The sequence below is a fragment of the Aureimonas sp. AU20 genome (genome assembly GCF_001442755.1).
In the GTDB taxonomy this organism is placed as follows: domain Bacteria; phylum Pseudomonadota; class Alphaproteobacteria; order Rhizobiales; family Rhizobiaceae; genus Aureimonas.
Genome location: NZ_CP006367.1, coordinates 3,657,080 through 3,677,074, shown reverse-complemented (window position 1 = coordinate 3,677,074; position 19,995 = coordinate 3,657,080). Strand labels below are relative to the sequence as shown.

The 19,995-nt window shown below is 69.0% G+C and carries 15 protein-coding genes; 8 read left to right on the top strand and 7 right to left on the bottom strand.

The genetic code is table 11. The features are described from left to right. Positions 1–148: 148 nt before the first annotated feature. Together M673_RS16770 and M673_RS16765 are read right to left on the bottom strand one after the other, a co-directional pair. Positions 149–2,680 (bottom strand): sensor histidine kinase, encoded by a 2,532-nt coding sequence (locus M673_RS16770; RefSeq protein WP_061977372.1) that lies wholly within the window; start codon positions 2,678–2,680, stop codon positions 149–151. After that, positions 2,680–3,396: a response regulator transcription factor gene (locus tag M673_RS16765; protein ID WP_061977909.1), complete on the bottom strand. Its 717-nt coding sequence runs from the start codon at positions 3,394–3,396 to the stop codon at positions 2,680–2,682. The genes M673_RS16770 and M673_RS16765 overlap by 1 nt, the downstream gene beginning before the upstream one ends. A 218-nt stretch (positions 3,397–3,614) precedes the next feature. Between M673_RS16765 and M673_RS16760 the strand changes: the two genes are divergently transcribed. From M673_RS16760 to M673_RS16745, 4 genes are all read left to right on the top strand, one after another. Then, a complete protein-coding gene (locus M673_RS16760; RefSeq protein ID WP_061977371.1) occupies positions 3,615–4,946 on the top strand; it encodes an NAD(P)H-dependent oxidoreductase in 1,332 nt (443 codons plus the stop codon). A 247-nt stretch (positions 4,947–5,193) separates the two neighbouring features. Next, entirely contained in the window at positions 5,194–5,352 is a 159-nt protein-coding gene (locus M673_RS24685; RefSeq protein WP_187301281.1) for a hypothetical protein, read from the top strand. Positions 5,353–5,383: 31 nt separating this feature from the next. Beyond that, positions 5,384–5,950 (top strand): helix-turn-helix domain-containing protein, encoded by a 567-nt coding sequence (locus tag M673_RS16750; RefSeq protein WP_061977369.1) that lies wholly within the window; start codon positions 5,384–5,386, stop codon positions 5,948–5,950. A gap of 6 nt (positions 5,951–5,956) precedes the next feature. Further along, the gene (locus M673_RS16745) at positions 5,957–6,493 is read left to right on the top strand and encodes a GNAT family N-acetyltransferase (RefSeq protein ID WP_061977367.1); all 537 of its coding nucleotides are present in this window, start codon (positions 5,957–5,959) and stop codon (positions 6,491–6,493) included. A 6-nt stretch (positions 6,494–6,499) separates the two neighbouring features. Here the strand turns inward: M673_RS16745 and M673_RS16740 are convergent, their stop codons facing one another. From M673_RS16740 to exbB, 3 genes are read right to left on the bottom strand one after another with little or no spacing between them, the layout of a single operon-like run. Next, positions 6,500–7,468, bottom strand: a complete 969-nt coding sequence (locus tag M673_RS16740; RefSeq protein ID WP_061977364.1) for an energy transducer TonB — start codon at positions 7,466–7,468, stop codon at positions 6,500–6,502. Further along, positions 7,465–7,920 (bottom strand): TonB system transport protein ExbD, encoded by a 456-nt coding sequence (exbD, locus tag M673_RS16735; RefSeq protein ID WP_061977362.1) that lies wholly within the window; start codon positions 7,918–7,920, stop codon positions 7,465–7,467. Before exbD ends, M673_RS16740 begins: the two co-directional genes overlap by 4 nt. 5 nt (positions 7,921–7,925) lie before the next feature. Further along, a complete protein-coding gene (gene exbB, locus M673_RS16730; protein WP_061977360.1) occupies positions 7,926–9,050 on the bottom strand; it encodes a tonB-system energizer ExbB in 1,125 nt (374 codons plus the stop codon). 288 nt (positions 9,051–9,338) lie between these two features. On the opposite strand from exbB, the gene tkt reads away from it, so the two are divergent. From tkt to M673_RS16715, 3 genes are all read left to right on the top strand, one after another. Beyond that, positions 9,339–11,438: a transketolase gene (gene tkt / locus M673_RS16725; protein WP_061977358.1), complete on the top strand. Its 2,100-nt coding sequence runs from the start codon at positions 9,339–9,341 to the stop codon at positions 11,436–11,438. A 117-nt stretch (positions 11,439–11,555) separates the two neighbouring features. Then, entirely contained in the window at positions 11,556–12,533 is a 978-nt protein-coding gene (gene gnd / locus M673_RS16720) for a phosphogluconate dehydrogenase (NAD(+)-dependent, decarboxylating) (protein WP_061977356.1), read from the top strand. A 77-nt stretch (positions 12,534–12,610) separates the two neighbouring features. After that, on the top strand, positions 12,611–13,438 hold the full coding sequence (locus tag M673_RS16715) for a Cof-type HAD-IIB family hydrolase (RefSeq protein ID WP_061977354.1): 828 nt from the start codon (positions 12,611–12,613) through the stop codon (positions 13,436–13,438). A 42-nt stretch (positions 13,439–13,480) separates the two neighbouring features. On the opposite strand, the gene M673_RS16710 is transcribed toward M673_RS16715, so the two are convergent. Both M673_RS16710 and M673_RS16705 read right to left on the bottom strand, forming a co-directional pair. After that, positions 13,481–14,911 carry a dicarboxylate/amino acid:cation symporter gene (locus M673_RS16710; protein WP_061977352.1) on the bottom strand — a complete coding sequence of 477 codons (1,431 nt, stop codon included), beginning with the start codon at positions 14,909–14,911 and terminating at the stop codon, positions 13,481–13,483. A gap of 168 nt (positions 14,912–15,079) precedes the next feature. Beyond that, positions 15,080–15,901, bottom strand: coding sequence for a cyclase family protein (locus M673_RS16705; protein ID WP_061977350.1), 822 nt, complete (start codon positions 15,899–15,901; stop codon positions 15,080–15,082). A gap of 310 nt (positions 15,902–16,211) precedes the next feature. Here M673_RS16705 and metH point away from each other — a divergent pair, with 310 nt between their 5' ends. Then, entirely contained in the window at positions 16,212–19,985 is a 3,774-nt protein-coding gene (gene metH, locus M673_RS16700; protein WP_061977348.1) for a methionine synthase, read from the top strand. Positions 19,986–19,995 lie beyond the last annotated feature (10 nt).

Sequence of the window (19,995 nt, the reverse complement as noted above, 5' to 3'; positions counted from 1 at the left end):
GAGCGTTTCGCCGGCTCTCCCAAGACTGTGCCTCAAGCCTCCCCGGCCATCCCTTTCAGACTAGCCCGCTCGACCTGTCAAAAACCTGTCAGCTTCGCCCCATCCCTCGAAACGTTCCAAATTCGTTAAGGGGGGGCAAGACAGTCTCTCAGTGCGGCGAGACGATCTCGCTCCAAGTGGCGAGGAAGCGCTCGCGGCGCTGCCGGTCGAGGCCGACCAGCAGCGAAGGGCCGAAGCGGATGGGCTGCACCGCGCCCTTTCCGAGCGCGGTGATGCGCGCGGCCGTCCATCGCCCTTCGCCATCCAGAAGCGCGCCGAAGGCGGCGGGGCCGGCCAGAACCGCCTGGCCCTGAGGCGACAGGGTGAAATCGATGAAGGCCTCGGCCAGCGCGGGCTGCGGCGCGTCCTCGGGGATCAGAAAGGAACGGGAGAAGACGAGCACGTAGTCGTCCGGCACCACGATGCCGATATCAGCGCCCGCGTCCTGCCGCGCGAAGGCGTAGGAGCCGATGATGTTGTAGCCGATGGCGAGATCGCCCGTCACCAGCCGGTCGAGAATTGCCGGGCTTGAGGCGCTGAGCTGAACCTGCGTGCGCCCGAAAGCGGCGGCGAGGCGCCAGAAATAGGAGGAGATCGCCTGATCCTGCGTCGCCAGGAGATAGCCGACCCCGCTGCGCGCCACGTCGTAGGTGCCGACCCGGCCGGCAAAGCGCCGGGGCTCGCGCTCCAGGAGTTCGGCAAGCTGGAGATGCGTGCGCGGCGCTTCCGCATCGCTCATGAGATTGCGGTTGTAGACGATCACCGCCGGCTCGAAGCTGAAGCCGAAGACCTCCGAGCGCCAATGCGCCCAGTCGGGAATGCCGGCGAGCCGGGGCGGCTGATAGGCGCGCGCCAGCCCTTCGTTGACGAGCTTCACCTGAAGGTCGGAGGCCGAGCTCACCACGAGATCGGGCGGCGAGGCGCCGGGCGCGACCAGCCGGTCGTAGACCGTGCGGCTCTCGTCTTCCTCGTAGGTGATGGCGATGTCCGGCCGCTCGCGCTGGAAGGCGCGGATCAGATGCGAGAACAGGCCCGTGTCCGTCGCGCCCAGGATGCGCAGCGTGGCAGAGGGCGGGTTTTCACGCGCCTGGAACTCGGCGGCGGCCTCGGCCCGGCCGGTGAGGAGGGGGAGGGCGGCGAAGGCCGCGAACAAGAGAAGGGCCGGGAGGGCGCGCCCGCTTCGCGTCGCCCCCGGCCCGGCTAGGGGCGTAGCAGTCGGCGCGAGCGGCAGGCGCAGATGCATGTCGAGGCCGCCGCCTTCGCGCTCGCCAAGACGCACCTCGCCGCGATGCGCCTCCACCACGCGCGCGACGATGGCAAGGCCGAGCCCCGAGCCGCCCCGGTCCCGCCGCGAGCCCGTTTCGCCGCGCCGGAAGCGCTGGAAGACCAGCGGCCGCTCGTGCTCGGGGATGCCCGGCCCCCGGTCCAGCACGCGAATGGCGAGCCACGATCCGTCCCGCTCGATGCGGATTTCCACCGCCTCGTCGCTATAGCGCAGGGCATTGTCCACGAGATTGCGGATGGCCTCGCGCAGCACCACCCGGTCGATCGGCAGTTCCGCCTCGGCGGCTTCGGGGGCGATGGACAGGCACACCCGCTCGGCCATGTCGGGGCTGAGGCGGCGCACGACCTCCTGCGCCAGCGGCGCGACGGGTGTGGGCTCGGGCTGGTTTTCCAGGCGGTGCGTCACGGTCGCGTCCATCAGAAGCTGCGAGACGAGCTGGCTCGCCTGCACCGCGCCCTCGTGGATGCGCTCGACATCGCGCCGCAGCGCCGCCGGGTCGCGCTCGCCCAAGGCCAGCTCGGCCTGGGCGCGAAGGCTCGCCAGCGGCGTGCGGACCTCGTGAGCGGCCTCGGCCACCAGCGCCTCCAGCCGCTCGCGGGCGAGCTTCAGCCGCGCGGTGAAGCCGTTCAGAGCGCCGACGAGCTGCGCCGTTTCCAGCGGGGCGGGCAGGTCGACCGGCGAGAGATCGTCCGGCGAACGCCCGCGCAGGTGCCGCTCCAGGGTGAGCAGTGGGGCGAAGACGCGGCCGATGCCGATCCACAGGAGAACCAGCGCCAGCAGCGTCATGAGGAGAACGGGCAGGATGGCGTTGTTCAGGATCTCGCGCGCCAGAGCGTTGCGCTCGCCCCGCGTTTCCGCGACGCGGATCGTCACCCAGCCCGTGCCCTCCGCCGTGGAGACGAGGCGCCCGACGCTGGCCACGCGCACCCCCTCGTCGCGATAGGTCTTGTCGGCGAAGGCGGGGTCGCTGCTGGTCGCGGGGGCCAAGCCGGCGGAAAGGTCGCTCTCGCCGGTGACGTTTTCGCCGGCCGGCGATTCCACGGCGTAGAAGATGCGATCCTCGCCCGAGAACATGGCGAAGGAAGCGAGCGGCAGCTCCACCGTGACGCGCCCGTCCTCCAGCTGCACCGCGCCGGCAATGGTGAGCGCCGAGGCGCCGAGCAGCCGGTCGAAGGCGCGGTCGGACGAGCGCTCGGCATAGTCGCGGATGAAGAGAACCAGCCCAAAGGCGGCGATCAAGAGCAGCGCGCCGGCAAAGACCAGGATGCGCCGCCGGATCGAGACGGGGCGCGGCACCCTAGCGGCGGGCGGGGCGGCGGCGGCGCGGACATGGACCGGGGCGAAGCGCAGCGGCATCAGCCGTTTTTCCGCTCGCCGGCCGCCTTCGGGTCGAGCGCCGGGCCGCTGCCCGGCACGCGCGCGACATAGCCCGCCCCGCGCACGGTGGCGATCTCGACGGAGGCGCCTTCCAGCTTTCGGCGCAAGCGCGAGACGTAGAGCTCCAGCGCATTGGTGGAGACCATGTCGTCATAGGAGAAGAGCTGCGCCATCAGCTGCTCCTTCTGCACCACGACGCCGGGCTTGGAGAGGAGGATTTCAAGGAGACGAAACTCGCGCCGGCCGAGATCCACCGGCCGGCCGCCGACGGTCACGAGATGGCCCGCCATGTCCATTTCCACGTCGCCGACGCGGGCGAGACTCGTGGTCTGCCCGGCCGGGCGGCGCAGAAGGGCGCGCAGCCGCGCTTCCAGCTCGCGCAGGTCGAAGGGCTTCACGAGATAGTCGTCCGCCCCCTGGTCGAGAAGGCTCACCTTATCGTCGATTTCGGCCCGCGCGGTGACCACCAGAACCGGCACGCTGGAGCGCCCGCGCCTCAGCTCCGCGATCACCGAAAGCCCGTCGCGGCCGGGCAGCGACAGGTCGAGAATGACCGCGTCGAACCGCTCCAGCCCGAGGCATTCCAGCGCGTCCTCGCCGCTGCGCACCCATTCCACGGAATGGCCGGCATTGCGCAGGTGCCGGTTCACCGCGTCGCCGAGCCCTTCATTGTCTTCCACCAGAAGCATGCGCATGGCGACGGGCTGCCTGTCCGATCTCTTGTGATGCTCGAGCCGGCGAAGCATAGGGAGCCTGCCCGGCTTTGGAAACCGTCCGGGAAGGGGCGGGACACAAGGGCGCGTGATGCGCCGCACGTTACGAAGACGGTTGATCCCGGAGCGGATCACCCCTTATCCCCCGAACCGACGAAGTGTCGCGCCCTCTGCGGCGGAACAGGAAGAAGGCTGGAAGCATGGATGGCATCGCGCGGGTGGGCCTTGCGGCCGAACTTCTGGCCTATGCGCAGGCGCGCGGTCCCGTCACCGTGGGTCTTGCCGGCGCCGGGCAGATGGGCACCGATCTCATGGTGCAGCTTCTCCTGATGCCGGGCGTCCGGCTCGGCGCCGTCTCCACCTCCAAGGCCGACCGCGCCCGCGAAACGCTGCGCTTTGCCGGCTATGAGGACGCAGCCGTGCGCAGCGCCGACACGCCGGCCGGCGTGGACGCCGCGATCGGGGCCGGCGCGGTCGCGATCGTGGAGGACTTCCGCTCCTTCTGCGCGGCGGGCCGGATCGACGTGGTGATCGACGCGACGGGCAGCCCGAGCGCGGGCACGCGCATCGCGCTCGACGCCTTTCGCAACGGCAAGCATGTGGTCATGCTCAATGTCGAGGCCGACATCACGATCGGCCGCTATCTCAAGGCCGAGGCCCGGCGCGCCGGCGTCGTCTACACGGGAGCGGCCGGCGACGAGCCGCAATCAACGATCGAGCTGATCGGCCTTGCCCAGTCGCTGGGACTGGAGATCGTGGCGGCCGGCAAGGGCAAGAACAACCCGCTCGACTTCTCCGCCGTGCCGGCGGACTACGAGGAGGAGGCCGCCCGGCGCAACATGAATGCCCGGATGCTGGTGGAGTTCGTGGACGGCTCCAAGACCATGGTGGAGATGACCGCCATCGCCAACGCCACGGGCCTTCGCCCCGACGTGCCCGGTATGCACGGGCCGAACGCCACGGCCGAGGATCTGGCGCAGGTTCTCTGCACCCGCGAGGACGGGGGCATCCTGTCGCGCTCGGGCTGCGTCGATTATTCCATCGGCAAGGGCGTCGCGCCCGGGGTCTTCTGCATCGTGAAGCCCAAGCATCCCCGCGTTCTGGAGCGCATCGCCGATCTGAAGGTCGGCCCCGGCCCGTGCTTCGCCCTGTTCCGCCCCTTCCACCTCACCTCGATCGAAGTGCCGTTGTCCGCCATCCACGCCGTCATGCGCGGCGCGCCGCATCTGGAGCCACTGGACCGGCCGGTCGGGGAATGCATCGCGGTGGCCAAGCGCGATCTCGCCGTGGGCGAGGTGCTCGGGCGCATCGGCGAAACGCAATATCGCGGCTTCGCCATGACCTGGAAGGACGCGCGCCTGGCCGGCGGCCTGCCGCTGGGCCTTGCCGAGGGCGGGGTGGTGACGGCGGCGATCAAGGCCGGCGAAAAGATCACCTACGCCAACTGCACCCCCGACGCCGCGCAGGAAGTGACGCAGATCCGCAAGCTGCTGGACGAGGCGGATGCGCGGTTTCTGACCGCCGCCGCCTGACCGCTGCAAGTTCCCCGACGCGGCCCGCGGCAAGGGCGCGTCGGGGACTGATCGAACTGGGCGAACCGTGGTCTCTCGGCAGGGTCTGTCATGCTAGGGCGAAGGCTTCCCGCTCGCCAACAGGCAGGACGCCTATCTCACATTCGTTCAGGTCCGGCCGGACCATGCCGATCGCCCCTATCACCGCGCGGGCGTCGGGCTAAACCATCTCGCTTTCACGCTCGACAGCCGGGCGGCCGTCGATGCCTTGCGGGATCATTGCGAGGCGCGGGGCATCCTCTGTCTCGACGACGATCGCTATCCCTTCGCGAATGGCGGCGAGGACTATCATGCGCTCTTCGTCGAGGACCCCGGCCGGATCAAGGTCGAGTTCGTCGCGGTGGGGCCTCTGCTGGATGTCGTTTGACGAAAGGTCATTCGTCTCTTAAAAAATACGAATGGATATTTTAGTGGATGATTCGGAGCGGCGGCTGGCGCAGCATATCAGGCGGGAGCGGGAGGCGCGGGGCTGGTCGCTGAGCGAGTTGGCGGCGCGTTCGGACGTGTCTAAGGCGGCGATCAGCAAGATCGAGCGCGGCGAAGTGAGCCCGACGGCCGGCGTGCTGGTGCGGCTGGCCGAGGCCTTCGGGCTGACGCTGGCGGGTCTGCTCGTTCGGGCCGAGGGCGACGAGGCGCGTCTTCAGAGGAGCGGGCACCAGAGCTGGTGGACCGATCCGGAAACCGGCTATCGGCGCCGCCAAGCCTTCGCCCGGTCCTGGCATCCCGTCGAGATCGTCGATGTCGAGTTGCCGCCCGGCGGGCGTGTGGTGCTGCCTGCCTCTTCCTACAGCCGCATCCGGCAGGTCGTGCGCGTCACGCAAGGGCGGCTGCGCCTTTCGGAAGGGGGCGAGCTGTTCGATCTCGGTCCGGGCGATTGCCTCGGCTTCGGCGCGCCGGGCGAGGTCACCTTCTCCAACGAGAGTGACGCCGCCTGCTTCTATCTCGTCGCCCTCACAAGGAGCTGAAGCCCCATGTCTGATGTCGTGATCCGCCCCGTGGACGCCTCGCCCCGGTCGCTCAACGACCTGTCCGATCTCATGATCGAGACGGTGGCGAACGGCGGGTCGGTCAGCTTTCTCCATCCGCTGGACGAGGGGCGGGCCAAAACGTTCTGGACCGGCGCGCTGGCGGCGGCGGCAAGCGGCGAGCGCGTGGTGCTCGGCGCTTTCGACGGGGAGCGGATCGTCGGCACGGTGACGGTGTTTCTCGCGCTGCCGCAGAACCAGCCGCATCGCGGCGAGATCGGCAAGCTGATGACCGCCGTCTCGCATCGCGGCCGGGGCATTGCCAGCACCCTTATGGCGGCGGCCGAAGCCCTGGCGCGCGAGCGCGGCAAGAGCCTTCTCGTTCTCGACACCGCCGAGGAGGAGGGGGCCGCCTCGCTCTACGAGCGCCTCGGCTATATCAGGGCCGGCCTGATCCCGCATTACGCCTTCAAGCCGCAGGGCGGGCTGACCGGCACGGTTCTGTTCTGGAAGCAGATCGCGCCGCTGCCGGACCATGCCTGAACCCGCCTACCGCTTGTAGTTGATCGCAAACGGCGGGATCGACACGCTTTCTCCGGAGGGCGGCGACGGAAAGGGGCTGGCGCGGCGCACGAGATCGAGCGCCGCCTGGTCCAGGATCGGATTGCCCGAGGAACGCGCGATGCGGATGTTGGACGCGGCGCCCGATGGGCCGATGGTGAAGGTCACGCTCGGCATACCCACTGCGCCGCCGGGCGGAGTGCGCTTGAACCGGTTGAGGCGCGACTGAACCTGCGACTTCCAGCGCGCTACCGCGGACGAGGACACTGCTGCCCCTTGCGTCGTGGGAGCGCGGGACGCCTGCGAGGCGCGGGAGGGCGGCGGCGCGGCGCGCGGCGGCGTGCGCGGACGCGCTTCCTCGCGCGGGCGCTCCCGGCGTGGCTTGGGCGGCGTCGGGCGCTCGGGCGGCTTTTCGGCCACGCGCGGGCGAGGCGGCGTCGGGCGCGGCAGCGGTACGGCCGCGCGCTCGGCGACCTCCGGCGGCGCTTCCATCTTCGGCACCTCGGGCGTTACCACCGGCTCCGGCGGAGGCGGTTCGGGCAAAGGCTCGGGTTCCGGGATAGGCTCAGGCGGAGGAGGCTCCGGCTCGGCCACGGGCTCCGGGGGCGGCGGCTCGGGTGGCGCGGGTTCGGGGGGCGGAGCCACCGGCTCGGGCGGCGGCGGAACCGGCTCGGGTGTCGGCTCTAGCTGGGGCTCCGGCGGCACCTCCTCGGGCGGCGCCTCGACCGGCGGCGCCTCGGCGGCCGGCGCGCTTGGCGGCGGCGCGGGCGGCGCGAGGTCGATCAGCACGGCTGCCTCGGGCGTGCCTTGCGGGGGCGCTTCCGGCGCGGGCATGTTGGAAACGTAGAAGGCCGCGCCCGCGTGCAGCGCGGCGACGGCAAGGGCGGCCGTGCCCCAGCGCATCGCGCCGAGCAGCGAGCCGCCGCGCTCCGCTTTCTTGTCGTAAGCGAGGGTCATGGCTGGAGAGCGGGTGCCGCTTCGCTCGGGGCGGGGGCCGATTCCAGCCCCACCAGCGCGATCTTGAGATAGCCCGCCGTGCGCAGGAGGTTCATCACCTCCATAAGGTCGCCATAGGCCACCTTCTCGTCGGCGCGCAGGAAGATGCGCTCGTCGCGCTTGCCCCCGGTCTTGGCATCCAGCGCGGCCTGAAGCGCGCCGCGCTCCACCGGCGCTTCGCCCATAACGAGGTCGAGATCGTTCGACACGGTGAGGAAGAGCGGCTCGTCCGGCCGCTCCTGCGGCTGCGCGTTGGAAACCGGCAGGTCCACCGGCACGTCCACCGTGGAAAGCGGCGCGGCCACCATGAAGATGATGAGCAGAACAAGGACGACGTCGATGAAGGGCGTGACGTTGATGTCGGCGACTTCGCCGGTGTCGTCGTCGTCGCCGGAGCGAAGGCTGACCCCCATGCCGCTTACTCCGCCGCCATGCGGGCCGGGCCACGCAGCGTGGCCCCCGCCTTGGCGCGGTCGAGATCGCGCGAGAGGTGCTGGAGAACGCCGGCCGAGGCATCGGCCAGCACCGCCTTGTAGCCGGCGATGGCCCTGGCGAAGACATTGTAGATGATGACGGCGGGAATGGCCGCCACGAGGCCGATCGCGGTGGCGAGCAGCGCCTCGGCGATGCCCGGCGCCACCACGGCGAGATTGGTCGTGTTGGCCTTCGAGATGCCGATGAACGAATTCATGATGCCCCAGACCGTGCCGAACAGGCCGACGAAGGGTGCGGTGGAGCCGATCGTGGCGAGAAGGCCCGTGCCGCGCGCCATGCGCCGGCCGGCGCGCGCCTCGATGCGCTGCAGCGCGGTGGCGACGCGCTCCTTCACGCCCTCGGAGGGCAGGCCTGCGGAGCGCTCGCGCTCGGCGCTTGCCGTGCGCACCATGGCCGCCACCGGGCCACCGCGCCAGCCGGCGGCCTCGACGCCCTCGCCCTGCGGCAGGCCGCTGGCCTCGGCAAGGCGCCGGACGCCCGACTGGGCGCGTCGGCGCGCGCCGATCAGTTCCAGGACCTTGGCGAGCCAGATCGTCCAGGTGACGACGGAGGCGAAGGCGAGGCCGGACATGACCGCCTTCACCACGATATCGGCCGCCATGAACATGCCCCAGGGGGACAGGTCGTGGCCCGTGGCATTGGCGGGTTCCACCGGCAGCGTGCCCTCGTTTTCGCTGGCGAAGGCCGGCAGCGTCGTCTGCCCGCCGGCCTCGGCGGCCGGAGAGGCGGGGGCGGACGCTTCGGGTGCCGGCGTCATGGGCGCGGATTGCACCGGCGCGGTTGCGGGCGCCGCCGGGGTCGCCGAAGGGGCGGTGGCAGGCGAGGTCGATGCGGGAGCGGTAGGCGCGGGGGAGGAAGATGCAGCGGGGGCCGCGCTCGGAGTGCCGCCGGCCGCAGGGGGCGCAGTGGTCGGCGCGGGGGAGGCGCTGTCCTGCGCCAGGGCGGGCGCCATCATCAGCAGCGTGGCGAGAAGGGCTGGGGCGGCGAGGCGTCGGCCCGTTTTCGCGGCGGCCATTGCCGGCGTCGCGGTGTGTCGAGGTCCGATCATGGCGGGGCCTTCCGGTCTGTTGAAGCGGGGCGCGGCGACGAAGCCGGGAGAAGCCGTCGCGCAAGCGCCAATACATGATTTCATATGTCATGTTTTCATTAGGCAAGCGCCGTCCCCGCATCAAGCCCCTTTTTGCGCACGGATTTTCGCGTTGCCGCCCATCGACGCGCGGCCTTCGCGCTCCATCTCAGGCCACGAGTTTCCGGCCTGCCGGTTGTAGCCTTTCAGGAGGAAGCAGCCGAATTCGCCGTGGAAACGTTTCGTCCCGAACGACGAAGGATTTCGCCCATGAGCGCCCTGCCCAAAACCCCGTCCGAGACCCGCACCGGCGAGAACGGCTCGCCCCAACTGGTGATCGACACGATCCGCACCCTTTCGATGGACGCGGTTCTGAAGGCCCATTCCGGCCATGTCGGCGCGCCGCTCGGCCTTGCGCCGGTCGCCTATTCGCTGTGGACGCAGTTTCTGCGCTACGACCCGACCGCGCCCGACTGGCCCAATCGCGACCGGTTCGTGCTCTCGGTCGGCCACGGCTCCATGCTGCTCTACTCCGTGCTGCATCTGGCCGGCGTCGAGGAGATCGACGCCGATGGCCGCAAGACCGGCAAGCCCGCCGTCTCGCTCGACGACATCAAGCAGTTTCGCCAGCTCTCCTCCAAGACGCCGGGCCACCCGGAATATCGGATGACCACGGGCGTCGAGACCACGACCGGCCCGCTTGGCCAGGGCTGCGGCAATTCGGTCGGCATGGCGCTGGCCGAGCGCTGGCTCGCCGCGCGCTACAACAAGCCGGAAGCGAAGGTCTTCGACCACGACGTCATCGTCCTGTGCGGTGACGGCGACATGATGGAGGGCGTGTCCTCCGAAGCGGCCTCGATCGCCGGCCACCTCAAGCTCTCCAACCTCTGCTGGATCTACGACAACAACAAGGTGTCGATCGAAGGCTTCACCAGCCTCGCCTTTTCCGAGGATGTCGCCGAGCGCTTCCGGGGCTACGGCTGGAAGACGCTGCATGTCCAGGACGGCAACGATCTCGCCGCCATCGAGAAGGCCGTCGCCGAGTTCCGGCAGACGGATGACCGGCCGACGCTGATCGTGGTCGACACGGTGATCGGCTACGGCCTGCAGAAGCAGCAGGGCACGGCCTCGGCCCATGGCGAGGCCTTCGACGCCGACGACGTGAAGGGCGCCAAACGCTTCTACGGCTGGCCGGAGGACAAGGACTTCCTCGTGCCGGACGCGGCGGCCAGAAGCTTCCGCGCCGCCGTCGAGGGGCGCGGCCGCCCGGCCCGTGAGGAATGGGAAGCGGCCTTCGCGCGCTATCGCGCCGCCTATCCCGAACTCGCCGCAGAGATCGACGCCATGCGCTCGGGCAAGCTCGTCGCCGGCTGGGACGGATCGATCCCGACCTTCGAGGCGGACGCCAAGGGCCTCGCCACGCGCGATTCCGGCGGCAAGGTGCTGAACGCCATCGCCGAGAAGGTGCCCTATCTCATCGGCGGCTCGGCCGACCTTGCCCCCTCCAACAAGACCAAGCTCGGCTTCGAGGGCGCGGGCTCTTTCGAAAGCGACAATTACGCCGGTCGCAACCTGCATTTCGGCATTCGCGAACACGCAATGGGCTCGATCGCCAACGGCATGGCGCTGACTTACGTTCGGCCCTACGCCTCCACCTTCCTGGTCTTTTCCGATTATATGCGCGCGCCGGTGCGGCTGTCGGCGATCATGGAAATTCCGGTGGTCTGGGTCTTCACCCATGATTCGATCGGCGTCGGCGAGGACGGGCCGACGCACCAGCCGATCGAGCATCTGGCGAGCCTGCGCGCCATTCCCGGCCTCAACACGATCCGCCCCTGCGACGCCAACGAGACGGCGGAAGCCTGGCGCGTCGCCATGGAGCAGACGCACGAGCCGACCGCGTTGATCCTGTCCCGCCAGCCGCTGCCGACGCTCGACCGCACGAAATACGCCCCGGCCTCTGGCTTGAAGCGCGGCGGATACGTCCTCGCCGGCGACCCCGGCGAGACGCCCGACGTGATCCTGATCGGCACGGGCTCGGAGGTTTCGCTCTGCCTTGCCGCCTACGAGAAGCTGGTGGCCGAGGGCGTCAAGGCGCGCGTCGTGTCGCTGCCCTCCTGGGAGCTCTACGAGAAGCAGGACGACAGCTATCGCGACAGTGTGTTGCCGCCGGACGTCATGGCCCGCGTCGTGGTGGAGCAGGCCGGCTCCATGGGCTGGGACCGCTATGTCGGCGCCAAGGGCGCCAAGGTCACGATGTCGACCTTCGGCGCCTCCGCGCCGCTCGCCAAGCTGCAGGAGAAGTTCGGCTTCACGCCGGATGCGGTCGTGGCGAAGGCGCGCGGGCAGATCGAAGCCCGCAAGAGCTGACCATCCGCTCCCGCCGCCCTGCGCTTCAAAAAGCCGGGCGGCGGGAGCCACAGAGCTTCGGCCGAAGGGGAGGGCGGCCGGGACTTCCCAAGCAACCCTGATGTCGAAGAGAGTTCCATGCAGATCGCGATCATCGGCCTTGGCCGAATGGGCGGCAATATCGCCCGCCGCCTGATGAAGCACGGCCACGAGGCCCTGGTGTTCGACCGCAACGCCGAGGCCGTCTCGGCTCTGTCCGGCGACGGGGCGACGGGCGCCGCTTCGCTGGAGGAGTTGGCTGGGCGCTTTAGCGGGCGCCGCGTCTTCTGGGTCATGCTGCCGGCCGGCGAGCCGACCGAGGCGACGATCCGCGACCTCACCCCGCTTTGCGGCCAGGGCGACGTCATCATCGACGGCGGCAACACGTTCTACAAGGACGACATCCGCCGCTCCAAGGAACTGGCGCCGCATGGCATCCGCTATGTCGATGTCGGCACCTCGGGCGGCGTCTGGGGTCTGGAGCGCGGCTATTGCATGATGATCGGCGGTCCGGAGGACACGGTGCGCGATCTCGACCCCGTGTTCGACGCGCTGGCGCCGGGCTATGGCGACATCGAGCGCACCCATGGGCGCAACGCGCCGGACGACCGCGCTGAGCGCGGCTATATCCATGCCGGCCCGGCGGGTGCGGGCCATTTCGTCAAAATGGTTCACAACGGCATCGAGTACGGGCTGATGCAGGCCTATGCGGAAGGCTTCGACATCCTGAAGTCCAAGAACTCGCCCCACCTTCCCGAGGACGAGCGGTTCGACCTGAACATGCCCGACATCGCGGAAGTGTGGCGGCGCGGCTCGGTCATCTCCTCCTGGCTGCTCGACCTCACTGCCATCGCGCTGGCGGGCGACAAGGACCTTGCCCGCTTCTCCGGCCATGTCGCCGATAGCGGCGAAGGGCGCTGGACCCTGGAAGCGGCGATGGAGGAGGCGGTGCCGGTCAACGTCCTGTCCGCCGCGCTCTATGCCCGCTATCGCTCGCGTCAGGACGCGACCTTCGGCGACAAGATGCTGTCCGCCATGCGCTTCGGCTTCGGCGGCCACGTCGAAATCCCGCAGTAGCAGCCGACTTCGGGCGCGGTTCGCTTTGCCGCGCCCTCCTTCCTCCCGTGCCCATCCTCCCCCGCACAAAGGCTCCCATGACCCTTGATCCGGCTCTCGCCGCCTCCATCCGCCTCGTCGTGTCCGATATCGACGGGACGCTGGTGCGCAACGACAAGACGCTGTCGGAGCGCACGGTGGAGGCCGTGCGCCGTGCGGGGGAGGCGGGGATCGCCTTCACGCTGATCAGCGCCCGCCCGCCGAGCGGCCTCGGCGAACTCGTGGATCGGCTGGGCCTCACCGGCGCGGTCGGCGCCTTCAACGGCGGCACCTTGTTCGAGCCGGGTGGGCGGATCGTCGAGGCGCATCGCCTGGAGGAAAGCGACGCGCGCCGCGCCATCGCGCTTCTGGACGAAGCCGAGGTGCCGGTCTGGCTCTTTGCCGACGGGCTCTGGATCGCGCGCGACGACCACTCGCCGCATGGTGATCTGGAGCGCCGCGCCGCGCGGCAGGAGCCGACCATCGCGCCCGATTTCGAGACCTGGCTTCCGCGCGCCGACAAGGTCGTCGGCGTCAGCGACGACCACGCGCTGATCGCCCGGATGGAGCGCGAGATCGGGCAGGCGCTCGGCACAAGCGCCAATGTCGTGCGCTCGCAGCCCTATTTTCTCGACGTGACCACGGCGGTCGCCAACAAGGGCGCAGGCGTCAAGGCACTGGCCGGGGCGGCCGGCATTCCCTTGAGCGAGACGGCCGCGATCGGGGACATGCCCAACGACGTGCCGATGTTCGAGCCTGTCGGCCTTTCTGTCGCCATGGGACAGGCGCCGGACGAGGTGCGCCGCGCCGCCCGGCATGTGACGGACACGAACGAGGCGGACGGCGTGGCCGCGTTTCTCGATCAACTGATCGCTGCCCGTTCCTGATGCGAAGAAGGGCGCTCAGGGCGCCCTTCTTCGTTCGTGGTCTTATTCGGCCGGGACGCGTCTTGCGCCCAGCGGCTCCGGCCCGGCATCCAGCGCGTCGATGTCGCCGATCCGGTTATAGACCGCCTCATCCAGCATGCCCTGCCGCTTGGCGACGATCGTCGGCACCAGCGCCTGTCCGGCGACATTGACCGCCGTGCGGCCCATGTCGAGGATGGGGTCGATAGCGAGCAGCAGGCCGACACCTTCCAGCGGCAGGCCAAGGGTGGAGAGCGTCAGCGTCAGCATGACGGTCGCGCCGGTGAGGCCCGCCGTCGCGGCCGAGCCCACAACGGCGACGAAGACGATCAGAACATATTCGGTGAGCCCGAGCTGCAGGCCGAAGAACTGCGCCACGAAGATCGCCGAGATCGCGGGATAGATCGAGGCGCAACCGTCCATCTTGGTGGTGGCGCCGAGCGGCACGGCGAAGCTGGCATATTCGCGCGGCACGCCGAGGCCCTTTTCCGTGACGCGCTCGGTGATCGGCAGCGTGCCGATGGAGGAGCGCGACACGAAGGCGAACTGGATGGCCGGCCAGGCGCTCTGGAAGAAGCGCACGGGGCTGAGCCCATGCGCCAGGAGCAGCGCGGGGTAGACCACGAGAAGCACCAGGGCGAGGCCGAGATAGATCGCGACCGCATAGGTGCCGAGCTGTGCCAGCGTCGTCCAGCCATAGACCGCGACCGCGTTGCCGAGCAGGCCGACGGTCGCGATCGGCGTCAGGCGGATGATCCACCAGAGCACCTTGTGAACGATCTTCAGGAAGGAGCGGTTGAAGGCGAGGAAGGGCTCGGCGGCCTCGCCTACCTTCAGCGCCGCGACGCCCACCGCGATGGAGATGACGAGGATCTGCAGGACGTTGAAGTTGAGGCTCGTCGTCGCCGCGCCGTCCTTCAGGCTGGTGGAGGCCTGGAGGCCGAGAATGTTGGAGGGAATGAGCCCGGTTAGGAAATCGAGCCACGAGCCCGAGCGCGAAGGCGCATGGGCGGCGGCCTGCGTCACCGAGGTGTTGAGGCCGGGTTGCAGCACGAGGCCGAGCGCGATGCCGATCAGAACCGCGATCAGCGCCGTCACGGCGAACCAGAGGAGCGTCTGCCAGACCAGCCGCGCGGCGTTGTTCAACTCCCGCAGATTGGCGATCGAGGCGACGATGGCGGTGAAGATCAGCACCGGCACGACGGTGCGCAGAAGCGAGACGAAGGAAGAACCGACGGTCGCCAGCGTCTGCACCAGCCAGTTCGGCCCGCCCGAGGGGGCCGGCCCCATCTCGCGGGCGAGGAGCCCGAGCGCGAGGCCGATCACCAGCGCGACGAGAACCTGGAATCCGAAGGAGCGATAGAACGGCTTGGGAGGCTTGGGGGCGGCCGAGACGGGGCGTCCAGGGGCGGGGCGACGTGTGGAGCGAGAAGGTGCGGAGCGGGGAGGGGCCATGGGCAAGGTCCTGATCGGCGCTCGCCGCTGGAGGGACAAGCGCCTTCGTTCTGTCTTGCCTTCTATCTAGGCGGGTGCAGGAGAGTCGCCGAGACGGTGGATTGCGCGCAGGGCACCACTTGTAGAAAACCATTCCCCTGAACGGCCGTTTCGGAGCATGAGCCCGATCTAGACCAACGCCAGCACCCGCGCCGGGCCGCCGGTGCCGCCCCTGTGCTTGGGCGCGCCGACCACGATCGTCGCGCCGGTCGCGGGCAGGGCTTCCAGATTGGCCAACCCTTCGATCCCGTAGCGTCCGCTCGGTAGCCAGGACGAGTGGACGGCGAAGTCGGCGGAATTGCCGGGGTCGAGCGACAGCGTGTCGACGCCGATGGCGCTGACATCCCGCTCGGCCAGAAGATCGGTCGCACTCTTGGCGAAACCGGGAAAGGCGAAGTTCCCCGCCGCGTCGTTGCGGAAGGCCGGCGTGCCGAGCTTGGCGGCCCAGCCCGAGCGCAGCGCGACGCAGGCGCCGGCCGGGATCTCGCCATGGGCGGAGACGAAGCGCTCGATGTCCTCGGCCTCCAGCGTGGCGTTCGGATCGTCCTTAGCCTTGGCCGTGATGTCGACGATGCAGAGCGGGCAGACGAGGCGCGAGGGCTCCAGCTCGTCGACGCTCAACCCGTCGCGGCTGAAATGGAGCGGCGCGTCGATATGGGTGCCGGTGTGCTCGAAGATCGTCAGCTTGTAGAGCTGGTAGCCGCTCTTGTCGAAATTCGCCGCCTCCTCCTGCGTGATGCCCGGCACGCCGTCGAATGTCGGAAAGGCGCTGTCATAGGCATGGGTGAGATCCACCACCCGCCCGCCGTGGGTGACCTCGGCCAGGGCCGGGCGGGCCATGGCGAGAGGGGCCACGACCGCCGCGCCCGCAGAAGCGGAGGCCGCCGTGAAGAAGGACCGGCGCGACAGCATGGAATGCTTGACGCTGTCGATGACGCAGGCATGGCACATGCTCGAACTCCCGCTTTCCGAAAATTCCATCCTGGCGAAGGCGCATCCCTGGCGAAGGCGCATCCGGCCTCCAGCGAACCGCCGCCCGGCAAGGGCCGAGGGCGAAGCGGGGCCAAGGCCAAGCTTGGCCGAGCGCAAAGCTTGGCCGAGCGCGCGCCCCCTGGCAAGCCGCGCGCATTCGCCTCCGTCGGGACCGTGGAAAACCCGTGTCTCGCCAAGCCTTGCGAAACCATATAAGGATGTCCTTATATGGTTCGGCCCCCTGATGGCCGGAACGCCGACCCGTTCAAGTCCTGCCGTTAGGTGCCCCATGAGTTCCGCGTCCGACACGCTCTTCGCCGCCCGCCCCGCCGCCCCGCGCGAGGATGTGGGAACCGCGCTGCGCCGGGCGGCTTCCGAGCGCATCCTGATCCTCGACGGCGCCATGGGCACGCAGATCCAGGGCCTGGGGCTGGAGGAGGAGCATTTCCGGGGCGACCTGTTCCAGAACTGCGCCTGTCATCTGAAGGGCAACAACGACCTTCTGGTGCTGACCCAGCCCAAAGCCATCGAGGACATCCACTTCGCCTATCTCATGGCCGGGGCGGACATCGTCGAGACCAACACGTTCTCCGGCACGACGATCGCGCAGGCCGACTACGCAATGGAAGCGGTGGTCTACGACCTCAACCGCGAGGGCGCGGCCGTCGCCCGCCGTGCCGCCCTGCGCGCTGAGGAGGCGGACGGACGCCGCCGCTTCGTCGCCGGCGCCATCGGCCCGACCAACCGCACTGCCTCGATCTCGCCGGACGTGAACAATCCCGGCTATCGCGCCGTCTCCTTCGACGATCTGCGCGTCGCCTATGCCGAGCAGGTCAGAGGCCTCGTGGACGGCGGCTCCGACATCATCCTGATCGAGACGATCTTCGACACGCTGAACGCCAAGGCGGCGATCTTCGCGGCCGAGGAGGTGTTCGCCGAGAAGGGCCTCTGGCTGCCGGTGATGATCTCCGGCACGATCACCGATCTCTCCGGCCGCACGCTTTCGGGCCAGACGCCGACGGCCTTCTGGCATTCGGTGCGCCATGCCAAGCCCTTCACGATCGGGCTGAACTGCGCACTCGGCGCCGAGGCGATGCGCCCGCATCTGTCCGAGATGTCCGGCGTCGCGGACACGTTCGTCTGCGCCTATCCCAATGCCGGGCTGCCCAACGAGTTCGGCCAGTACGACGAGACGCCGGAGGCCATGGCCGCGCAGGTGCGCGGTTTTGCCGAAGAAGGTCTAATCAACGTCGTCGGTGGCTGCTGCGGCTCGACGCCGGAGCACATCCGCGCCATCGCCGCGGCGGTGGCGGGCCTGAAGCCGCGCGCCATCCCCAAGCCCGCGCCGCTGATGCGCCTGTCGGGCCTCGAGCCCTTCGTGCTGACCAAGGACATTCCCTTCGTTAACGTGGGCGAGCGCACGAACGTCACCGGCTCGGCCAAGTTTCGCAAGCTGATCACGGCTGGCGACTATGCCGCCGCGCTGGATGTGGCGCGCGATCAGGTGGCCAACGGCGCGCAGATCATCGACATCAACATGGACGAGGGCCTGATCGACTCCAAGCGCGCCATGGTGGAGTTCCTCCATCTCGTCGCCTCGGAGCCCGACATCGCCCGCGTGCCGGTCATGATCGACAGTTCCAAATGGGAGGTGATGGAGGCCGGGCTGCAATGCGTCCAGGGCAAGCCGATTGTCAACTCGATCTCCATGAAGGAGGGCGAGGAGGCCTTCCTGAATCACGCCCGCCTTTGCCGGCTCTACGGCGCGGCGGTGGTGGTCATGGCCTTCGACGAGGACGGGCAGGCCGACACGTTCGAGCGCAAGGTCGCGATCTGTTCGCGCGCCTACAAGCTTCTGACCGAAAACGGCTTTCCGCCCGAAGACATCGTCTTCGACCCCAATGTCTTTGCAGTCGCGACCGGCATCGAGGAGCATGACGGCTACGGCGTCGCCTTTATCGAGGCGACGCGCACGATCCGTGAGACCCTGCCGCACGCCCATATCTCGGGCGGCGTGTCGAACCTCTCCTTCTCGTTCCGGGGCAACGAGCCGGTGCGCGAGGCCATGCACGCGGTCTTCCTGTACCATGCCATCCAGGCGGGCATGGATATGGGCATCGTCAATGCCGGCCAGCTCGCCGTCTACGACACGATCGACGCGGATCTGCGCGAGGCCTGCGAGGACGTGGTGCTGAACCGGCCGGGCCGCGAGGGCAAGAGCCCGACCGAGCGCCTGCTCGATCTCGCCGAGCGCTATCGCGGCACGGCCGGCAAGGAGGCCAAGGCCAAGGACCTCGCCTGGCGCGAGCGGCCGGTCGAGGACCGGCTCGCCCATGCCCTCGTCAACGGCATCACCGAGTTCATCGAGGCCGACACGGAAGAAGCGCGCCTCCAGGCCGCGCGCCCGCTCCATGTCATCGAAGGCCCGCTCATGGCCGGCATGAACGTGGTTGGCGATCTCTTCGGCGCGGGCAAGATGTTCCTGCCGCAGGTGGTCAAGTCCGCTCGCGTCATGAAGCAGGCCGTGGCTCATCTCCTGCCCTTCATGGAGGAGGAGAAGCGCCTGTCGGGCGGCGAGGAGCGCAAGAACGCCGGCAAGATCCTGATGGCTACGGTGAAGGGCGATGTCCACGATATCGGCAAGAACATCGTCGGCGTCGTGCTCGCCTGCAACAATTACGAGGTGATCGATCTCGGCGTCATGGTGCCGGCCGCCAAGATCCTCGAAATCGCCAAGGCGGAGAAGGTCGACGTGATCGGCCTGTCCGGCCTCATCACCCCCTCGCTGGACGAGATGGTGCATGTGGCGGCCGAGATGGAGCGCGAGGGTTTCGACGTGCCGCTCTTGATCGGCGGGGCGACGACCAGCCGCGTCCACACGGCGGTGAAGATCGACCCGCGCTATCGCAAGGGGCAGACGGTCTATGTCACCGACGCCAGCCGCGCCGTCGGCGTCGTCTCCAACCTTCTCTCGCCGGAGGGGCGCGAGGCCTATGCCACGGGCATCCGCGCCGAATACGAGAAGGTGGCGGACAAGCACGCCGAGGCCGAGGCCGAGAAGCAGCGCCTGCCGCTCGCCCGCGCGCGCGAAAACCGGCAGCGGGTCGACTGGTCGGACTTCCGGCCCGCCAAGCCGAGCTTCCTCGGCACGCGCACCTATGACAGCTGGGACCTTGCCGATCTTGCCCGCTATATCGACTGGACGCCCTTCTTCCAGACCTGGGAGCTAAAGGGCCGCTATCCCGCGATCCTCGACGACGAGGCGCAGGGGCCGGCGGCGCGGCAATTGTTCGAGGACGCGCAGGCCATGCTGCGCCAGATCGTGGACGAGACCTGGTTCCGCCCCCGCGCCGTGGTGGGCTTCTGGCCGGCCAATGCGGTGGGCGACGACATCCGCCTCTTCACCGACGAGGCGCGCAACGCGGAACTCGCCACCTTCTTCACCCTGCGCCAGCAGCTCGCCAAGCGCGGCGAGCGGCCCAACGTGGCGCTGGCCGACTTCGTCGCGCCGCTGGAAGCCGGCGTGGCGGACTATGTCGGCGGCTTCGTGGTGACGGCCGGCATCGAGGAGGAGGAAATCTCCAACCGCTTCGCCAAAGCCAATGACGACTATGCCGCCATCATGGTGAAGGCGTTGGCCGATCGCTTCGCGGAAGCCTTCGCCGAGCGCATGCACGAGATGGTGCGTCGCGAGCTTTGGGCCTATGCGCCGGACGAGCGCTTCGCGCCGGACGATCTCGTCACCGAGCCCTATGCCGGCATCCGCCCGGCGCCGGGCTATCCCGCCCAGCCCGACCACACGGAAAAGGTCACGCTGTTCAAGCTCCTGAACGCCGAAGCCGAGACCGGCGTGGTGCTGACCGAGAGCTACGCCATGTGGCCCGGCTCTTCCGTCTCCGGCCTCTACCTCGCCCATCCCGACAGCTATTATTTCGGCGTCGCCAAGGTGGAGCGCGATCAGGTCGAGGACTATGCCAACCGCAAGGGCATGGCGGTGGCCGAGGTGGAGCGCTGGCTCGGGCCGGTGCTGAACTACGTGCCGACGCGAAAGATGGACGGCTAAAAATCGGCTT

Excerpts from the sequence above, each read along its gene's own strand:
- M673_RS16760 (WP_061977371.1), top strand. The coding sequence starts at position 3,615 with ATGGATGGCATCGCGCGGGTGGGCCTTGCGGCCGAACTTCTGGCCTAT.
- gnd (WP_061977356.1), top strand. The coding sequence starts at position 11,556 with ATGCAGATCGCGATCATCGGCCTTGGCCGAATGGGCGGCAATATCGCC.
- exbD (WP_061977362.1), bottom strand. The coding sequence starts at position 7,920 with ATGGGGGTCAGCCTTCGCTCCGGCGACGACGACGACACCGGCGAAGTC.
- M673_RS16750 (WP_061977369.1), top strand. The coding sequence starts at position 5,384 with ATGGATATTTTAGTGGATGATTCGGAGCGGCGGCTGGCGCAGCATATC.
- M673_RS16715 (WP_061977354.1), top strand. The coding sequence starts at position 12,611 with ATGACCCTTGATCCGGCTCTCGCCGCCTCCATCCGCCTCGTCGTGTCC.
- M673_RS16705 (WP_061977350.1), bottom strand. The coding sequence starts at position 15,901 with ATGTGCCATGCCTGCGTCATCGACAGCGTCAAGCATTCCATGCTGTCG.
- M673_RS16710 (WP_061977352.1), bottom strand. The coding sequence starts at position 14,911 with ATGGCCCCTCCCCGCTCCGCACCTTCTCGCTCCACACGTCGCCCCGCC.
- M673_RS16745 (WP_061977367.1), top strand. The coding sequence starts at position 5,957 with ATGTCTGATGTCGTGATCCGCCCCGTGGACGCCTCGCCCCGGTCGCTC.
- metH (WP_061977348.1), top strand. The coding sequence starts at position 16,212 with ATGAGTTCCGCGTCCGACACGCTCTTCGCCGCCCGCCCCGCCGCCCCG.
- M673_RS16740 (WP_061977364.1), bottom strand. The coding sequence starts at position 7,468 with ATGACCCTCGCTTACGACAAGAAAGCGGAGCGCGGCGGCTCGCTGCTC.
- M673_RS16770 (WP_061977372.1), bottom strand. The coding sequence starts at position 2,680 with ATGCCGCTGCGCTTCGCCCCGGTCCATGTCCGCGCCGCCGCCGCCCCG.
- tkt (WP_061977358.1), top strand. The coding sequence starts at position 9,339 with ATGAGCGCCCTGCCCAAAACCCCGTCCGAGACCCGCACCGGCGAGAAC.
- exbB (WP_061977360.1), bottom strand. The coding sequence starts at position 9,050 with ATGATCGGACCTCGACACACCGCGACGCCGGCAATGGCCGCCGCGAAA.
- M673_RS16765 (WP_061977909.1), bottom strand. The coding sequence starts at position 3,396 with ATGCGCATGCTTCTGGTGGAAGACAATGAAGGGCTCGGCGACGCGGTG.